At 64.0% G+C, this 16,868-nt stretch carries 17 protein-coding genes and 1 tRNA gene; 10 read left to right on the top strand and 8 right to left on the bottom strand.

Annotation, left to right across the window (positions count from 1 at the left end):
* Window positions 1–131: 131 nt before the first annotated feature.
* Window positions 132–314, bottom strand: a complete 183-nt coding sequence (locus VKR55_RS33155) for a helix-turn-helix domain-containing protein (RefSeq protein WP_044590027.1) — start codon at window positions 312–314, stop codon at window positions 132–134.
* Between the two features lie 390 nt (window positions 315–704).
* Window positions 705–779 (bottom strand) — tRNA-Glu (locus VKR55_RS31470).
* 387 nt (window positions 780–1,166) lie between these two features.
* On the opposite strand from VKR55_RS31470, the gene VKR55_RS31475 reads away from it, so the two are divergent.
* The 4 genes from VKR55_RS31475 to VKR55_RS31490 all read left to right on the top strand — a co-directional run bounded on the left by VKR55_RS31475 (window position 1,167) and on the right by VKR55_RS31490 (window position 5,196).
* Window positions 1,167–2,459: an MFS transporter gene (locus tag VKR55_RS31475; protein ID WP_324409297.1), complete on the top strand. Its 1,293-nt coding sequence runs from the start codon at window positions 1,167–1,169 to the stop codon at window positions 2,457–2,459.
* Window positions 2,460–2,528: 69 nt separating this feature from the next.
* Window positions 2,529–3,287, top strand: a complete 759-nt coding sequence (locus tag VKR55_RS31480) for an SDR family NAD(P)-dependent oxidoreductase (RefSeq protein ID WP_324409298.1) — start codon at window positions 2,529–2,531, stop codon at window positions 3,285–3,287.
* A 245-nt stretch (window positions 3,288–3,532) separates the two neighbouring features.
* Window positions 3,533–4,435, top strand: coding sequence for a polysaccharide deacetylase family protein (locus VKR55_RS31485; RefSeq protein ID WP_324409299.1), 903 nt, complete (start codon window positions 3,533–3,535; stop codon window positions 4,433–4,435).
* 14 nt (window positions 4,436–4,449) lie between these two features.
* Entirely contained in the window at window positions 4,450–5,196 is a 747-nt protein-coding gene (locus tag VKR55_RS31490) for an SDR family NAD(P)-dependent oxidoreductase (RefSeq protein WP_324409300.1), read from the top strand.
* On the opposite strand, the gene VKR55_RS31495 is transcribed toward VKR55_RS31490, so the two are convergent.
* Entirely contained in the window at window positions 5,197–5,529 is a 333-nt protein-coding gene (locus VKR55_RS31495) for a hypothetical protein (protein WP_324409301.1), read from the bottom strand.
* Here VKR55_RS31495 and VKR55_RS31500 point away from each other — a divergent pair.
* The 3 genes from VKR55_RS31500 to VKR55_RS31510 all read left to right on the top strand — a co-directional run bounded on the left by VKR55_RS31500 (window position 5,528) and on the right by VKR55_RS31510 (window position 8,142).
* Complete coding sequence (locus VKR55_RS31500) at window positions 5,528–6,541, top strand: RluA family pseudouridine synthase (RefSeq protein ID WP_324409302.1); 1,014 nt, start codon at window positions 5,528–5,530, stop codon at window positions 6,539–6,541. The two genes, VKR55_RS31495 and VKR55_RS31500, sit on opposite strands and share 2 nt — an antisense overlap.
* A gap of 215 nt (window positions 6,542–6,756) precedes the next feature.
* Complete coding sequence (gene rpoH / locus VKR55_RS31505) at window positions 6,757–7,656, top strand: RNA polymerase sigma factor RpoH (RefSeq protein ID WP_324409313.1); 900 nt, start codon at window positions 6,757–6,759, stop codon at window positions 7,654–7,656.
* Between the two features lie 153 nt (window positions 7,657–7,809).
* Complete coding sequence (locus VKR55_RS31510; RefSeq protein WP_324409303.1) at window positions 7,810–8,142, top strand: hypothetical protein; 333 nt, start codon at window positions 7,810–7,812, stop codon at window positions 8,140–8,142.
* Between the two features lie 9 nt (window positions 8,143–8,151).
* Here the strand turns inward: VKR55_RS31510 and VKR55_RS31515 are convergent, their stop codons facing one another.
* The 4 genes from VKR55_RS31515 to VKR55_RS31530 form a co-directional block, all read right to left on the bottom strand.
* On the bottom strand, window positions 8,152–8,772 hold the full coding sequence (locus tag VKR55_RS31515; RefSeq protein ID WP_324409304.1) for a peptidoglycan recognition protein family protein: 621 nt from the start codon (window positions 8,770–8,772) through the stop codon (window positions 8,152–8,154).
* Window positions 8,773–8,809: 37 nt separating this feature from the next.
* Window positions 8,810–10,033: a GGDEF domain-containing protein gene (locus VKR55_RS31520; RefSeq protein WP_324409305.1), complete on the bottom strand. Its 1,224-nt coding sequence runs from the start codon at window positions 10,031–10,033 to the stop codon at window positions 8,810–8,812.
* A 646-nt stretch (window positions 10,034–10,679) separates the two neighbouring features.
* Window positions 10,680–11,291, bottom strand: coding sequence for a LysE family translocator (locus VKR55_RS31525; protein WP_324409306.1), 612 nt, complete (start codon window positions 11,289–11,291; stop codon window positions 10,680–10,682).
* A gap of 124 nt (window positions 11,292–11,415) precedes the next feature.
* Window positions 11,416–11,814 carry a response regulator gene (locus VKR55_RS31530; RefSeq protein ID WP_324409307.1) on the bottom strand — a complete coding sequence of 133 codons (399 nt, stop codon included), beginning with the start codon at window positions 11,812–11,814 and terminating at the stop codon, window positions 11,416–11,418.
* Window positions 11,815–11,953: 139 nt separating this feature from the next.
* On the opposite strand from VKR55_RS31530, the gene VKR55_RS31535 reads away from it, so the two are divergent.
* Entirely contained in the window at window positions 11,954–12,790 is an 837-nt protein-coding gene (locus VKR55_RS31535; protein ID WP_324409308.1) for an SDR family NAD(P)-dependent oxidoreductase, read from the top strand.
* 153 nt (window positions 12,791–12,943) lie between these two features.
* On the opposite strand, the gene VKR55_RS31540 is transcribed toward VKR55_RS31535, so the two are convergent.
* Window positions 12,944–14,806, bottom strand: a complete 1,863-nt coding sequence (locus VKR55_RS31540) for a tetratricopeptide repeat-containing glycosyltransferase family protein (RefSeq protein WP_324409309.1) — start codon at window positions 14,804–14,806, stop codon at window positions 12,944–12,946.
* 141 nt (window positions 14,807–14,947) lie between these two features.
* On the opposite strand from VKR55_RS31540, the gene VKR55_RS31545 reads away from it, so the two are divergent.
* Together VKR55_RS31545 and VKR55_RS31550 are read left to right on the top strand one after the other, a co-directional pair.
* Window positions 14,948–15,445 (top strand): hypothetical protein, encoded by a 498-nt coding sequence (locus VKR55_RS31545; RefSeq protein ID WP_324409310.1) that lies wholly within the window; start codon window positions 14,948–14,950, stop codon window positions 15,443–15,445.
* Between the two features lie 108 nt (window positions 15,446–15,553).
* Window positions 15,554–15,883 carry a hypothetical protein gene (locus tag VKR55_RS31550; protein ID WP_324409311.1) on the top strand — a complete coding sequence of 110 codons (330 nt, stop codon included), beginning with the start codon at window positions 15,554–15,556 and terminating at the stop codon, window positions 15,881–15,883.
* Window positions 15,884–16,868 lie beyond the last annotated feature (985 nt).

A 16,868-nucleotide genomic window follows, 5' to 3' on the forward strand; every position in this document is an offset into this window, starting at 1 on the left:
AGCGCCGTGCGGATGATGCGGTCGTGGGCGGACGAGTTCGACCGGCTAAGGGAGTACGGTCGTGTCATCAAAATGGGTGCCTGACGAAAAGCGCGTTGAAAGTGAATTTTCTCCCTTAAGTCGCACGTCCATCAGTTCGACATGTTGGTGTCAAGGAGCGCCAGAAGTGAGCGCACCACTACTAGTCGCCGACGTCCGATCGTTGTCGTGACGATACGCCCAGCCCCTATCAACTCGTAAAGCTTCGTGCGTCCCAAGCCGGTCACTTCGCATGCATCGTCAATCGTGCAGGTGAGCCGCTGGGCGAATGGCATCGTGCTCGGTTCTGCGGCTTTCGGAACGGATAGACTGACTTGTGACTGTTGTCCGAAAGATTTCTCTCGTCGATTGTATCTCACGTGGCCCTCCAATTCGCACAAAGCTCGACAGGACGAGAGTTGATTGTGCGACGAGCAACGTCAATGCGAACATCCGAGGGCGCTAGCGTACGACAGCGCACGTCAGCGGCGCTTTGAATATTTCCGGACACCAAGGGCGACGAGGAAATTTTTCGCGAATGCGCCAGCCACAGTGAGGCATCGCTCCGAGGCTACTCTGCTCATGTCGGCAGCAAATTCCCCAAGCGTTCGCCGCTGTTCACCAGCGTCTTATTCAACCATTATTCAACGACCGCGGCTGATGGCAACCTAAGTGCCTGAGTTTGCTGGCGCTCCCTAGGGGAATCGAACCCCTGTTTCAGCCTTGAGAGGGCCGCGTCCTAACCGCTAGACGAAGGGAGCAAGCGCGAGGACCGTGAAATACCCTTCCATGCTGCTTTGCGCAAGGGCTGATCCGGCGGACGGGTCGTGGCCGGTGGCCAGGCTTGGAGGGTGATGAAGTGGGGTCTGGGCCAGCGCGCGGCATAAGAGGTCTACCTCTCTCTTTGTGGGAGAGGGAGACCGGCAAGCTCCTATCGAGCTCGCGGATACAACCCCTCATCCGGCGCTTCGCGCCACCTTCTCCCGCAAGGGGAGAAGGGACGCAGCTCGCTGCAACAACAGCCATGCCGCGGCGTCCTGCCAGCCATCACCATAGCGCCGCAATAGCACGGGCCGTCGCCCTCGACACTGCTCCGATTGTCATGTGGAATGTTGTCGCAATAAAAACGGATGACGGGGGTGGATCCAATGGCGGAAGCTTCTGTTCTGGCGACGCCGGGGGCCCGTCCAGCGGCGATGTCGCACAAGGCGCTGTGGGCCGCGGCGATCGGCAACCTGCTCGAGTGGTACGATTTCGGCGTCTATGCCTATCTCGCATCGGCCATCGCCGCCAAATTCTTCCCGGGTTCCGATCCGACCGCCTCGCTGCTCGCGTCGTTTGCGGCCTTTGGCGTCGGCTTTCTGGCGCGACCGCTCGGCGGCATCGTGATCGGCCGGCTCGGCGACACCAAGGGGCGAAAGACCGCGCTGGTGCTCACCATCTTCCTGATGGCGCTCGGCACGGTGGGGCTCGGCCTGCTGCCGTCCTATGACTCGATCGGCGTCTGGGCGCCGATCCTGCTCGTGATCCTGCGGCTCGTGCAGGGGCTCGCCGCCGGCGGCGAATGGGGCACCTCGACCGCTTTCATGATCGAATGGGCGCCGCAGGACCGCCGCGGTTTCTTCGGCAGCTTCCAGCAGGTCTCGACCGCGGGCGGCACGCTGCTCGGCTCGGCCGTGGCCGCGATCATGACGTCGGCGCTCTCGTCCGACGCGATGCTCGACTGGGGCTGGCGCGTGCCGTTCCTGCTCAGTGTGCTGCTGCTCGCGGTCGGCGCCTATATGCGCCAGAGCGTCGGCGAGACGCCGTCGTATGAAGCAAGTCGCGAGGCCGTCGCCGATCAGCCTGTTGTCGCCGGCTTGCCGCTCGGCGCGCTCGCCTTCGGCTTCACCATCTTCTGGACCATCGCCTACTACACCCTGCTCGCCTGGATGCCAAGCTTCACCCAGCGCTTTGCGGGATTGTCGGCGTCGCAGGCGCTGTGGTCGAACACCATCGGCCTGATCGCGATGGTGATCGCGGTGCCCTGCTGGGGCGCGCTGTCGGACAAGGTCGGCCGCCGGCCGATCCTGATGGCGAGCGCGATTCTCATCGGCCTCCTCTCCTATCCGCTGTTCTCGCTGATGGCGGGCGGAACGGGGCTTGCGCTGGTGCTGCCAATCCAGATCCTGTTCGGCATCCTGCTTGCGCTCTATTCGGGCGCGGGACCGGCGGCGATCTCGGAGATCTTCCCGACGCATCTGCGCTCGACCTGGATGTCGAGCGGCTACGCGCTCGCGGTCGCGATCTTCGGCGGCTTCGCGCCGTTCATCGCGACCTGGCTGATCCAGGTCACGGGCTCGCCGCTGGCGCCGACCTATCTCTATCTGCTGCCGTCGGCGGTGATCTCGCTCCTGGTGATCTGGAGCCTGAAGGAAACGGCAGGAGCAAAATTGGCATAGGCGAGTGGCGAATAGATTTCCCTATTCGCCACTCACTGTTCGCCATTCGCCTCTAATCTGGCAAACCCAATGCTCATTCGGTTCGACGGACGCACTGCCATCGTGGCGGGAGCCGCGCGCGGCATCGGTCAGACCATCGCGCGCTCGCTTGCCGCTGACGGCGCACGCGTCATCGCCTGCGATCTCCTGGTCGATGCGCTCACGCCGTTTGCTGGGCCAGTCGAGGGCGGCGGCGAGATCATCGCGACAAAAGTCGACGTGACAGATGAAAAATCCATCGGCGAGGTCGTGCGCGCGGCAGGCGGCGCCGATATCCTGGTCTATGTCGCCGGCGGCGTGCGCGGGCAGAAACCGCGGCCGCTCGAAGACGTGAGCGGTGCGGATTTCGATGCGATCGTCGACGTCAACCTCAAGGGCGCCTTTCTGTTAGCGAAAGCCGTCGCTCCCGCCATGAAGGCGAAAGGCAAGGGGCGCATTGTCACCATTTCCAGCCGCGCGGGGCTTGCCACGAGTCTCACCGGCATCCAGAGCTATGCCGCCGCCAAGCATGGGCAGATCGGGCTCATCAAGCAGCTTGCGCAGGAGCTCGGGCCGTTCGGCATCACCGTCAACTCGGTCGCGCCCGGCTTCATGGCGACCAGCCCCGACTACGAGCGGCAGTGGAAGGACTGGCCGGCCGCCTTCCGCGACAATTTCGTCAACACCATCGCGATGCGGCGCATGGGCCGGCCTGAGGACATCGCCAATGCCGTGACGTTTCTCGCCTCCGACCACGCGTCGTGGATCACGGGGCAGACCTTGCCCGTCACCGGCGGGCCATTGGCGTGAGGCCTAGCTTGATGAATTTGGGTTTGAACTGGCGCGGCGTCGGAGGTTCACCTCTCCCTTTGGGAGAGGTCGATTTGCGCAGCAAATCGGGTGAGGGGTTACGATCTATCGATAGAGCCGCGGCCTCACCCGGATTGCTTCGCAATCCGACTTCTCCCCGCCGGGGAGAGGTGGACCGGACTCGCGGTGAGCCGATTCGACCAGAACTCATCCTGCTCTAAGAAGAACAAGTCGGGAGAACCATCATGAACGACATAACCAAGCTCGAACCCTGGCAATGGCCGGAAAAGCATTGGCGCGGTCTGGTCAACCAGGTGCGCGCCGGTCGCCTCTATCGTCCCGGAAGCTGGAAGGGTGGCGCGCGCTGCGCGTTTGCGCTGTCGTTCGATTCCGATCACGAGACCAACGAGCTGCGCGACGGCGGCAAATCGATCGGGCGCATGGCATGGGGCCAGTATGGCAATCGCGTCGGCGTGCCGAGCATTCTGAAGCTGCTGGCGAAGCACGCGGTGCCGGCGACCTTCTACGTGCCGGGCGTCGTCGCCCTGCTCTATGGTGACGAGCAGCGCCGCATCATCGGCGAAGGGCACGAGATTGGCATCCATTCCTGGATCCATGAGCTCAACTCGGTGCTGCCCTATGAAGCCGAGAAGGACCTGATGCTGCGCGCCGCCGACGTTTTGGAGAAAACCACAAACGTGCGGCCGGTCGGCGCCCGCACCGCGTCCTGGGATTTCTCGCCGCACACGCTGCGGATCACGAAGGAAGTGGGCCTGCTCTATGATTCCTCGCTGATGGCGGACGTCGATTGCTACGAGCTCCTGCTCGACGGCAAGCCGACCGGCGTCATCGAATTTCCGGTGGAATGGATCCGCGATGACGCGGTCTATTTCATGATGCACCGGTTCCAGGGCCTGCGCCCCTACACGCCACCGGCGGATGCCTTCGACGTGTTCCGGCGCGAGTTCGAGGCGGCCTATGAGGAAGGCGGAATCTTTCAGCTCACCTGCCATCCTCACATCATCGGCTACCGGTCGCGGCTCTGGATCATCGAGGAGCTGATCCGGCTCGCGAAAGCAAAGGGCGACGTCTGGTTCGCAACCCATGCCGACGTGGTGCGCTACGCCCGCGACCATAGCGCCTCCTGAAGGAAGCTTGATCCATGACAAGAACGGCCCTCGTCACCGGCGGCGCACGCGGCATTGGCCGCGCCTGCGCGCTGGCGCTTGCCGATGCCGGCTTCGACATCGCCCTCGTCGATCTGCTGGAAACAGAAATGGCCGCGACCGCGCGCGACATCGAGGCGCGGGGCCGACGCACGTTCACCGCGAAGGCCGACGTCAGCGACTTTGCGCGCGCGCATGCGGTCGTCGAAGAGATCGTCGCGCATTGGGGGCAGCTCGACGTGCTCCTCAACAACGCGGGCGCGCCGAATCCAAAACCGATCCTCGAGATCACGGAGGCCGAATTCGACCGGACCGTCGCGATCAATCTGAAAAGCTGCTTCAACTATATCCACGCCTCCGCGCCCATCATGATGAAGCAGGACGCAGGCGGGCGCATCATCTCGATCTCATCGATCAACGCACTGTCGGGCGGCGTGACCAGCGCCGTCTCCAAGCACGCCTATGCGGCGGCGAAAGCCGGAATTCTGGGCCTGACGCGCGCGCTCGCCAAGGAATTGGGACCCAAGGTGGCGGTCAATGCGATCTGCCCCGGCATCATCGCGACCAAGCTTTTGGGTGGCCTGCTGGGGAACCGAAAGGCAGAGCTCGAGGCCGGGATTGCCATGGGACGCGTCGGCACCCCCGAGGACGTCGCCAGCATCGTGCGCTATCTCGCCGCCGAAGCGCACATGTTCATGACCGGCCAGCATTTCGTGGTCGATGGATTTCAATGGAGTTGTTGACTACGGCTCGGTGGTAAATTTCAGCTTGCCGGATGGCTTCAATGTCTTGGCATCAAAGGTGCGGATTTCGGTGGCCCCGCCGACATCCAGCATCAGGACAAGCTGGTCGCCGGCTACGGCGGTCGCGTAGATGCGTGCGCCCTTGGGGAGGGTGGCGGTGACATCCTTCATGCCGGAGCTTCCCTCCGAGGTGAAAAGGCGATAGCCGATGGCGACCAGCACGGCGGCGATTGCGACCGCCGTGGTCAAGCCCGCGATCAGCATCATCCGCCGCACCTTCTGGAACACCGCGGCCTGCTCGGGGGTCTGCTCGGGAAAATCGATCTGGCTCATGCAAGGCTCGTCTACCAATGGCGCCGAAAGGCGGAAAGTCACCGTGGAGGGCAGCGAGGGCTCGGCCCGCATCGACCGCGTGCTGGCCGCGCATCTTGCCGACCTGTCGCGCTCGCGGCTGAAAGCGCTGATCCTTGCGGGCTCCGTCAGCATCGGAGCCGCGCCCATCCGCGACCCCGCTTATCATGTCAGCCGCGGCGATACGATCATAATCGACGTACCGGAAGCAGCGGATCCTACGCCACAGGGCGAGGACATCGCGCTCGATGTCGTCTACGAGGACGACGACATCATCGTCATCGACAAGCCCGCCGGCCTCGTCGTGCACCCCGCCGCGGGCCACGCCACGGGAACGCTGGTCAACGCCCTGATCGCCCATTGCGGCGACAGCCTCTCCGGCATCGGCGGCGTCAAGCGCCCCGGCATCGTGCACCGGCTCGACAAGGATACGTCCGGCCTGATGGTCGCGGCCAAGAACGATCGCGCCCATCAGTCGCTGACCGCGCAATTCGCCGACCATGGCCGCACAGGTGAGATGCGGCGCGGCTATCTCGCCTTTGCCTGGGGCGTGCCGAACCGGCCACGCGGCACTATCGATGCCCCGATCGATCGAAATCCCCATACTCCCCAAAAGATGACGGTGTACGTGGGCGGCCGGAAAGCGGTCACCCATTATGAAGTGAGGGAAACGTTCAACGGTCAGGACGGCAAGCCGGTCGCCTCAATGCTCGCCTGTCGCCTCGAGACCGGCCGGACCCATCAGATCCGCGTCCACCTCACCCATATCGGCCATCCGCTGATGGGTGATGCGGCCTATGGCCCGCATTTCAAGTCCAAGGCGAACCAGCTTGGCCCGCAGGGTCGCTCCGCGCTGGCCGTTCTGAATCGGCAAGCCTTGCATGCCTATCTCTTGGTATTGGAGCACCCTCGTACTGGAGATGTTCTCCGCTGGGAATCGCCACTTCCAGAGGATTTGCTTCTCCTGAAAGAGGCTCTGGAAGCGGCGCTATGACGCAGGGTGTTAGGAAAAGCTTTGCTATGTCAAATGGTTATATCAGCCACACGGCAAGGTAACGGCCATTTAACTTCCAAAAAGTGCACCGGTTGGTGTATGTTGCACTTGCGTCAAATACCGACGTGGAACATCGCAAGCTGGCCGGCTTTAACACAGCGGCCGCCTGCCTGGCCCGCCGCTATCGGGGGCCTGAACATCTGGAGGGCGCTCAAATGGCCCGTACAGCTACCTTGCCGATTCTCAATGGAGAATCCGGCCTGTCCCGGTACCTCGCCGAGATCCGTAAGTTCCCCATGCTTGAACCGCAGGAGGAATACATGCTCGCCAAGCGTTGGCGCGAGCATGACGATCGCGACGCGGCACAAAAACTCGTCACCAGCCATCTCAGGCTCGTGGCCAAGATCGCCATGGGCTATCGAGGCTACGGTCTGCCGATTTCCGAGGTCGTCTCGGAGGGCAACGTCGGCCTGATGCAGGCGGTGAAGCGTTTCGAGCCTGAAAAAGGCTTCCGTCTTGCCACCTACGCCATGTGGTGGATCAAGGCCTCGATTCAAGAGTACATCCTGCGTTCCTGGTCGCTCGTGAAGATGGGCACCACCGCGAACCAGAAGAAGCTGTTCTTCAACCTGCGCAAGGCGAAGAGCAAGATCAACGCGCTGGACGAGGGCGATCTGCGCCCCGACCAGGTCAAGACCATCGCCAAGCGGCTTGGCGTGACCGATCAGGACGTGATCGACATGAACCGCCGTCTCGGCGGCGATGCCTCGCTGAACGCTCCGATCCGCGACGACGGCGAAGCCGGCGAGTGGCAGGACTGGCTGGTCGACACCACGCCGAACGCCGAAGCAATGATGGCCGAGAGCGAAGAGTTCGATCATCGCCGCGATGCGCTGAACGGCGCCATGGGTGTGCTCAATCCGCGCGAACGCCGCATCTTCGAGGCGCGACGGCTTGCCGACGAGCCGATGACGCTGGAAGATCTGGCGGCCGAATTCGGCGTGTCGCGCGAACGCGTGCGCCAGATCGAAGTCCGTGCCTTCGAGAAGGTGCAGACGGCGGTCAAGGGCGCGATCGCCAGACAGCAGGCGGCGACGCTCGAGGCTGTGCACTGAGCCCGCGCGAACAGCGACGAACAGAAACGAGAGAGCCGGCGGGAACGCCGGCTTTTTTGTTTGCTTGAACCAGCGGATCATGCCGGCAGACCAAGCAGGGACGTGGCCGCTTGGCCGACCCCTTTGGCAAAGGCGCAAACGGATCAACAGCCCGTGGCGATCATCCTGCAATCCACGGTCGGCGGATTTTCCGCCGAGTTCATGCGGAAGCTTCCGCAGGTCGAGCGCGCCATGGTCGCGCACGGGCTCAATCCTGCCGAGTTCGTGATTTCGAAGGGCCGCGCCGCGCCACCCATACCGTTCGTGGGCCCGTTCTTCTATGAATACACCGTCTTCGTCGGAGAAGAGAGCTTTACGGTCACCGAGCCCAACGACATGGTGTTCCTGGAATTCTTCCTCAAGCGCTGCACCGCCGAGGCCGACGACGCGCCGAAAAAGCCCGGCCCGATCACGCGCTTCCTGCGCTGGATGTCCCGGCCGATTTGAAGCGTCGCGCTACTCCCCCCACTCGCGCGCCAACGTCGCGAGCGCGCAGCCTTCGCAATAACGGGCATCCTTGTAGTCGATCCAGTCGTGCGCATAGACGTGATCGAGCGGGATGTTGTAGCGCGCGCGCAAGACCTTCACGAGGACCTTCCAGGCGTCGATCTGCGCCTGCGTCGCAGGCCTGGTGACGTCGGGATAATTGCCGGCGAACTCGACGCCGATCGAGGTATCCTTGTTGACCTGGTGATAGGTTCTGCTGTTGTCGATGTACTTGTTGTCGTTGCGGTCGGCGCCGTCGGTGTGGGTGGGGACGAGATTGTCCGCGACCGCCCAATAGACCGTGCCGTCGGTCTCGACCCACACCATGACGCCGCGGCGCGTCGGATTCTTGTGCTGGGCCTCCGCGCCGCCGCGCGCAGATCCCGCCGGCCCCTCGGTCTGGTGCACGATGATGTTCTTCCAGGGATGGGCCTTGGCGACGTCGCCCCAGGGCGAAAGCCAGACGATCTTGAGGCCGGGGATGTCGGGCGTGCCGGACTGCTTTGCGATTGTCTGGAGATCGGGCGTCTGCCCGAAGACCGGAAATGAAACCGCGATGGCGAATGCCACCGCGAGCCCGCGAAGATTCATGATGAGAAGGCCCTGTGGAGCCTTTTGCCTAGCAGGTTCAGGCGCGCTTGCGCAAAGCAGGCGTGGGCGCGGCGGCCGGTTCCGTCGCGGGTGCGAGCGGCGGGACGGGATCATAGGCCGCGCAGCAGTTCTTTCCCTCTTTCTTGGCGGCATAAAGCGCGTGGTCGGCAGCCGCCATCAGCCGATCCGGGAACGCGCCCACCTCTCGGGTCCATTGCGCAACGCCGATCGAAACCGCGATCGGAATGTCGTTCCCGACGCAGGCCTCGGCGTCCTGACGGCAGACGTCCAGCACGCGCCGCGCAATCATGATGCCCTCGCGCAAGGTCGAGGACGGCAGCACGATGCAGAACTCATCGCCGCCGGTGCGTGCCAGCAGGTCGCCCGGCCGCAGCCGGGTCTGCGCCATCAGCGTGAAATGCTGCAGGCACGCGTCGCCGGTGGCATGACCGTAGGTGTCGTTGATGGTCTTGAAGGCGTCAAGGTCTATCACCAGCAGCGCGAATGGCTCGCCTGAGCGCTCCGAGCGCGCGCATTCCTCGGTGAGGCGCTGCACGAGCTGCCGGCGGTTGCCGACACCAGTAAGGTCGTCGAGCAACGCGAGATCGGCGACCTCGTTGCGCAAATGGTCGATCGCCATCAACAGAAAGCCGAAGTTGAAGGACATCGACAGGAAGATCAGCGCCAGCGTCAACGCGCCCTGCGCGGTCGACGAGTGCGTGAAGGAGAAATCGATGCCGACGAGATTGCCGATCGCGCGGATAGCGAACAGGGCGATGATGAGCGAGGCGACGGTGCCGGCGAGCCGGGCGCCAGGATTGGCGCGACCGTCCTGCTTCGAGAACAAGAGCTTCAAAGTCGGCGCCAGCGTCAGCGTCTGGCCGGCCGAATAGATCAGCACGCGCATCGCCATGCTGTCATAGGCCACGATGAAGAAGACGAGGCCGGCGCAAGTCGTGCCGGTAATCAGGAATGTCCGGCGCCAGGAAGCGGGCTTTTCATAGAACCGCTCGATGCCCATGGCGGCAAGGCTTGCGGCGAAAACCAGGAGCGCAGCGCCGGCGAACAGCGGCCAACGCGTCGCCGGAAACGCGAGGACCAGCATCGCCAGCAGGGCGCCGAGCGCACCCAGGACCGACGAGCCCGCCCAGAACCGCGCAGCTTCAAGCTTGGGGTACGTGTAGGCGACGTAGGCCCAGATCAGGCCAACGGCGAGAAAGTTGACGACGAACACCGTCCACAGCGTCGGAACGTTCAGCATGGCGACCGCAGCAGGCGCATCGTCCTGTCCCCTGTTAGCCGGGCAGCCCGCCCACGGCCGTCCCCCGTTTTCTTATGGGACACCATGCAAGCCTCCCGCTTAACGGACTCTCAATCTCGGAGAGGAAAGGGCGCTGTGGTTTTGAATTGATGAAAATCGCCTGCCTCGCGCCGCTGTCCCGGTCTCGCCGCGCGGGCGGTCGCCCATCGGCCGCGACGACGTGGACTATTGTGCCTCGCACGGTGAGGCGCAACAGCCGCTCGCGATGCTTAAGGAGTGCGCGGGACGCGCCAGCGTCAACGAATGGTGAATCAAAAAGGCGGGCCAGGCCCGCCGCTTTTGGATCTTCAACAGGAGCCGGAGCCCGGGCGGAGCTGAGCACTCCACCCGGGCGGAAGAGCTACTTCTTCTTGGCTTTCTTGGCCTTCTTCGCCTTTTTCGCCTTCTTCGCTTTCTTAGCCATAGTATCCTCTCAGGGTTTAATGGATTGAAACGCGACACGAGAGGCATGCTCGGCGGAGGGCCAGCCTCGCAAAATCCTCAAGGCTAAACTCAACAGATTCGCGGCGTGCTGCCTCATGCTGTCACGCCAGCGTCATGGCGTTATCCACAGATGTTATGGGTTTTGATGCGCTTTTCGTCCGATTCAGCGCTCCGCGAAGGCGAGCTTCGCCCCGAGCAGCACAAAGCCGCCGGCAAAAGCGCGGCGCAGCCAGGTCATCACCTTAGGCCGGGTCACGACATGGTCGCGGACCTTCGCCGCGAACAATCCGTACAGCACGAAGACAACGAACGTTATCACCATGAAGGCGGCGGACAATTCAGCCATCCGCGCCAAGGGATGCAGCTCGTCGGCGGCGATGAACTGCGGCAGAAAGGCGAGAAAGAAGATCGATAGCTTCGGGTTAAGGATATTGATCAGAAAACCGGTCACGACGACCCGCCGGCGCGAGCGCAGATCGAGCTTCGGCTCGACCGCAAGCGCGCCATGTTCGCGCAGCGCCTGCCAGGACATATACAAAAGATAAACCACCCCGCACCATTTCAGCGACGCGAAAGCGAGCGCGCTGGTGTGCAGCACGGCCGCCAGCCCCAGCATGGCGGCAAGCGTCGCCGGCAGGATGCCGAGCGTGCAGCCAAAGGCGGCCGCGATGCTGGCGCGCGATCCCCGCGTCAGCGCGGTCGCGAGCGTGTAGAGCACGCCGGTGCCGGGCGCGACGATCACGATCAGTGAGGTGAGGAAGAAGGAGAGCGACATGGGCGGAGCGTATCACGCGCTCCGTCGGCGCGAAAGCGCGATGAGTTCGGCATGAACTATCATCGCGTTTGGCTCTTTGTTTGCGCATGATCTTTTCCGGAAAACCGCTGCACACTTTTCCGGATCATGCGCGAGCGGGCGCGCGCAGGCGGCCCGCCTGCGCCAGCTCCGCCTCGCGCAGCACATCGAGCGCGGCCCACGGCTTGGCCCAGAACTTCACGCCGTCCGGCAGCGGCTCGGGCGGCGCGCGGCCCGAGGTGACGATCACGCCGAGCCTCGGATTGCGAGCGCGCGCGATGCGGGCGAGCTCCACGCCGTTCATCGATCCGGCGAGACTGACGTCGGTCATGAGAAACACGAGCGAGGGCGAAAGCTTGTCCAGCACCACCTGCGCGGCTTCCGCGCTCTCGCATTGGACGACGTCGTAATCGCTTTCCTCGAGCAGCACGCAAATCATCTCCCGCTGCAACGGGTCGTTCTCGACGACAAGCGCGGTGGCGCGAGGGAGGTTCTCCTGTCCCATTGGATCGTCTCCCGAAGAAAAGAATTTGCCCATCACCGCAAGTTAAAAACGAAAGCGCTGGATGGTTCGGTTCCAATTTGAGAAAATGCGGCAATCCGAACGGGTTCCCTGCTCATACTTTCAGCCGACGGGAGACGACATGACTGCGATAAGGGGGGCTGTGGCGGCCGTGACCGGTGCCGCCAGCGGGATCGGCCGTGCATTGGCCAAGGAGCTTGCCGCGCGCGGCGCGGATCTGGCGCTGGCCGATCGCGACGAGGTGGGACTTGCGGAGGTCGCGAGCGAGATCGGCACCGCGCGGAAGGTCACGACGCATCGCGTCGATGTCAGTGAGCCCAAGGAGATCGCGGCGTTCGCGGCGGATGCGGTTGCGGCCCATCCCTCGCTCAACATCGTCATCAACAATGCCGGCGTCGCCCTGCTCGGCCACTTCACCGAGGTCGACCAGGCGCAGATGGAATGGCTGATGAACATCAATTTCTGGGGCGTGGTGCACTCGACCCGCGCCTTCCTGCCGCATCTGTCGCGCCAGCGCGAAGCGCATCTCGTCAACCTCTCCTCGATTTTCGGCATCGTCGCCCCGCCCGGCCAGACCGCCTATTGCGCCTCCAAATTCGCCGTGCGCGGCTTCTCCGAGGCCCTGCGGCACGAGCTTGAAGAGGAGAACAGCCCGGTGCGGGTGTCGGTGGTGCATCCCGGGGGCGTAGCCACCAACATCGCGCGCAATTCGCGCTCGGGCAGCGGCATGGCCGACGCGAATACGCGTCGCAATGAGGCAATCGAGCGCTTCGAGAAAGTCGCGACGAAGTCGCCGGATCGCGCCGCGCTCCGCATCATCGAAGGCATCGAGAAGAACAAGCCCCGGATCCTGATCGGCAGCGACGCGCGCTTCCTCGACCTCGTGCAGCGCTTGCGCCCCTCGACCTACTGGGCCCCGATCGCCAAGCAGATCGAGCGCCGCGCGAACAAGAAATGACGAGCGCGCGTTCACCCTCCCTGGAGTCGTAGTCGTAGGGTGGGCAAGCGCAAGCGTGCCCACCATTGCCGGCACGACGCTCGATGGTGGGCACGGCTTCGCCTTTGCCCACCCTACGCGAATCTCGTCCTCGCGCGATCACCATCATCGGGATCACTCCCCACGCCGCGCGCGGACGAACGCCTTTGCGAGCTCCGACAGCTCCACCCGCACACGATCGAGCACGCTGTCATACTCCCGCGTCGCGCTCTGCGCGAAGAGGCGGTGCTTCGGATACCAGGGGCTATCCTCGCGGCCGATCAGCCAGCGGAAATCCGGCACATGGGGCAGCAGCAGCCAGACCGGCTTGCCGAGCGCGCCGGCAAGATGGGCGACGCTGGTGTCGACGCTGATCACGAGATCAAGGCACGCTATCAGCGCCGCGGTCGCCGCGAAGTCCGTGAGATCGGCGGTGAGATCGATGATCTCGGGCAGCGCCCGCAGCGTCTCGGCGTCGCGCGGCCGCGGGTCCTTCTGCAGGCTGACGAAGGTCGCATCGATAGCGACGAGGCGCGACAGCGTCGCAAGCGGCACGGAGCGATTGCGATCGTTCTGATGTTTGGGATTGCCGGACCAGACGAGGCCGACGCGCAGCTTCTCATGCGCGTCGAGTCGGCTTTCGAACGCCTGCACGCGATCCGCGGCCGGCGGCGGCAAATAGGGTACCCGAGCGGAAATGCTGTCGAGCCTTGTCTTGAACGCCAGCGGCATGCAGGTGAAGGGGATATGGAAGTCGAACGCCGGCAGCACGGTGCCTGGATGCTTCGGCAGGCACTGCGCGACGCCTTCCACGCCCGACAACAGCGGACAGAGCGGAGCTTCGACCACCAGAACGACGCGTGCGCCGCGCTCGGCGAGCAGCGGCAGATAGCGCGCAAACTGGATCGAATCGCCAAAGCCTTCATCAGCGCAAACGAGAACCGTTTTGCCGGCGATGGGCTGTTCGCCGAGCCAGATCGGCGCGGAGAGTTTCGGGTAGGACGGCGTCAGCTCCTTCGGGAATTTCCAGCGCACCTCGCGCCCCTTCAACCCCTCTTCGAAATCGCCGAGCTGCAACTGCAGCAGCGCGAGATTCCAGGCGGCCTCGGCAAACGCAGGATCGATCGCGAGCGCGCGGCGATAGTCGGCCATAGCTTCGTCCAGCCGCCCGAGCTCGGCGAGCGCGCTCGCACGGTTGGTGATCATCCGGGGACTGTCGGGGCGGATTTGCAGCGCGCGCTCGTAAGACGATAGCGCTTCCTCGATGCGTCCCTGTGCCTGCAGCACGGCGCCGAGATTGCCTGATGTATCGGGGTTGGCGGGATCGAGCGCGATCGCCCGGCGATTATCGGCGAGCGCTTCATCGAGCCGGTTCAAGTCCTTCAGCACCAGCGCGCGCATCTGCCATGTGAGGGCGTGGCGCGGTTGCAGCGCGGCGCTGCGGTCGAGATACGCGAGCGCTTCCTCAAACCGTTCGAGCCCGTGCAGGAGATGTCCGCACTTATAGGCGGCATCACCATGGCGCGGGTCGAGCTTGAGCGTCTGCTCGAAGGCGGCCAGCGCCTCCGGCGTGCGGCCCGCCGCGATCAGCGCGCCTCCCTTTTGCCACCAGAGCTGCGCGTCATCGCCCTTGAGCTGCAGCGCCGTGTCGAACGCTTTCAGCGCGTCCTCGTGGCGTCCAAGATCCGACAGCGCAAGGCCGAGCGTCGCGAAATAGGCCGGCTTCGGAGCTTTGCTGATCGCGCGCGAGGTCCATTCCACCGCGTGCGCGAGCTGCCTGGCTTCCAGGTTGACCATGCCCATGAGGTGCATCGTGTCGGCATTGTCGGGATCGAGGCTCAGCGCCTGTTCGCAGGTGGATGTCGCCTCGAGGAATCGACCGTCGAGCGCGTGCTTGAGCACAGCCGCATGGAGCACGGCGAGCGCCTGCGGCGCGTGCGCGGCTCTGCCGGCCTTGGCATTGGCCTTCGCTTGGGCGCGGCGTTCGTGGCGATTCATGCAAGAATGTCCTGATGCTACCCCTAGGTGATTCGGCGGGGGACGATAAGGCCGCCAGCCGAGCACCGCGCGCATTTGATCCGTGTCAATCCGCGCTCTCGCGCTCGCTCCTAGACTGCTGGTCTTCGAAGGAGAGCGCCCATGATTGGAATTACCCTGAGCGACGAGCAGATTCACAATGCGCCGGGCCCGGTGCGGGAATGGATCGAGCAGCAGGTAGCCGCTTCGCTTGGCCTCGCGCCGCCGGCGCCGGTGGCCGCGCCGCCGCAGGCCGCGCATCTGGTTGCCTGCGGCCGGCAACAGGCGGGCGCGCTGCTGGAGCAAATCCAGAACATCCCACCGGCGGTGAACGTGCTGTTCGAGTTCGCCCGCCCGGGTATCGCTTTCGGCGAGCCTCCCGTCATGACGTACCGCCTCGTCGACCTGCAGTATCATGCGCAGCTTACGAATGTCGGCGAGGTGATCGAATGCCTCGAGGCGATCAACCGCGGATTCGTGCGGGTGCTCGGCGACCCCTCCGCGCTGTTCTGCGGCTTCGACAATGAAGGCCACTGCCTGATCGCGCCCGCCACGCACAAGGGCGTCGCGGCGCTGTGGCAGGACATGGTCGCGATGCCGCCGCGGGCGCAGGTCGCGTAGGCCGGGAACTCGTTAACCTGCGACATTGAAGGTTTGCGGATCGCGTGCCAGGCTCGAATTACAGATGTTGGGCCTTTGCGTATGCACGACGAGCCGCAAGCCAAGCCGATGCCATCACAAACGATCGCGCTGCTGCGCGAGCCGCTGTTCCGCCTGCTCGCGATCAACCTCGCGATCGGCGCCTGCGCCGCGGCGCTGCTGGTCGGCGGATTGCTTTGGCTCGATCCCGCCGGCTTGCGCGAACTGATCTTCGCCGACCGCGCGCCGGCCATTGCGATCGGCGTGTTGCTCGGCTCCTTCTTCATCACCTTCGGCTCGGTCGCGATGGGCTCGGCGATCATGACGCTCGGTCGCAGCGAGCCGAAGGACAGGGGTCCGCGCGGCGGGCGGCGCTGGCCGCTCTTCGCGTTGCGCGCACAGGCGTCGCGGCGGCGGTGAAGCTTTGTCCCTGGCCTTATCGTGCGAGCCCCGTGCATTGGTATTTCTGTCGTCATTGCGAGCCAACGGGTCCGCGCGAAGCGCGGCCCGATGACAGGCTCCGCGAAGCAATCCAGTCCGTAGGGTGGGCAAAGGTGCGATAGCGCCGTGCCCACCGCTGGCAGCATCCTCGCGAATGGTGGGCACGCTTCGCTTTGCCCACCCTACAATCTGAATGCTCTGTCGTCGCAGAGCACGACAGCGGAGAGGGCGTGCTTCAGCATCCCCGCGGCAGGATTTGCCCGAGCTTTGCGTCAGTCTCGCCCTCGAAAATTAGAGAGAGGGCGCAGGGAATGCCGGATGCACGGCCGCACCCGCGAGCCTTGCGTGCAAATGGAAGTGCAAGGACGCACGCAAGCAACACAGGTAGGCCGAAGCAGTCCGGCATTCCCTGCGCGATGGTTTACGGCTTATAGCGCGCTCTCCCTGGTGTGCCGGGCTTTTTAGCCACCATCACTTGCGAGCTCGTCGCCCGCAAACTTGACCTCAGCATCGGGAGGCCAGGACCACACGCCTTCGCTCGTCCGCGTCTCTATCGCTCGTCAAGCGACACAGCACGCGTCCACCGCTCCCCGCTTCCAACGTCCGTGACGGTCGCGACGCCCCTCTCAGTGGAGGCGGGATGGGAGGGACGTAAGCGCCATTTCTGAAAATCGCAAACAAAATATTTTTGCGCAAAGGGCTGGACAGGGCAAATCAGATTGAAACCGCTCACGAAATCGATTTTTTGGCGCGGACGATTTCGGCGGCATGAAGGGCCGAAAAGCGAGGCGATCTCGGGGAATCAGCAACTGATTTGCCCGGTCGAGGCTGGGCAAGAACTTGCGATCAGCCCAGTTGAGCCAGCTGTTGAGGACGACCGGCGAGCAGAAGCGTGCAGTAAGTCCAGAATGCGCTCAGAGCGGTCCAAGTGGAGTTTAGGCGAGCTGCGAGGCCGCACGGATGC

The organism is Bradyrhizobium sp., from assembly GCF_035309285.1.
Taxonomy (GTDB): Bacteria; Pseudomonadota; Alphaproteobacteria; order Rhizobiales; family Xanthobacteraceae; genus Bradyrhizobium.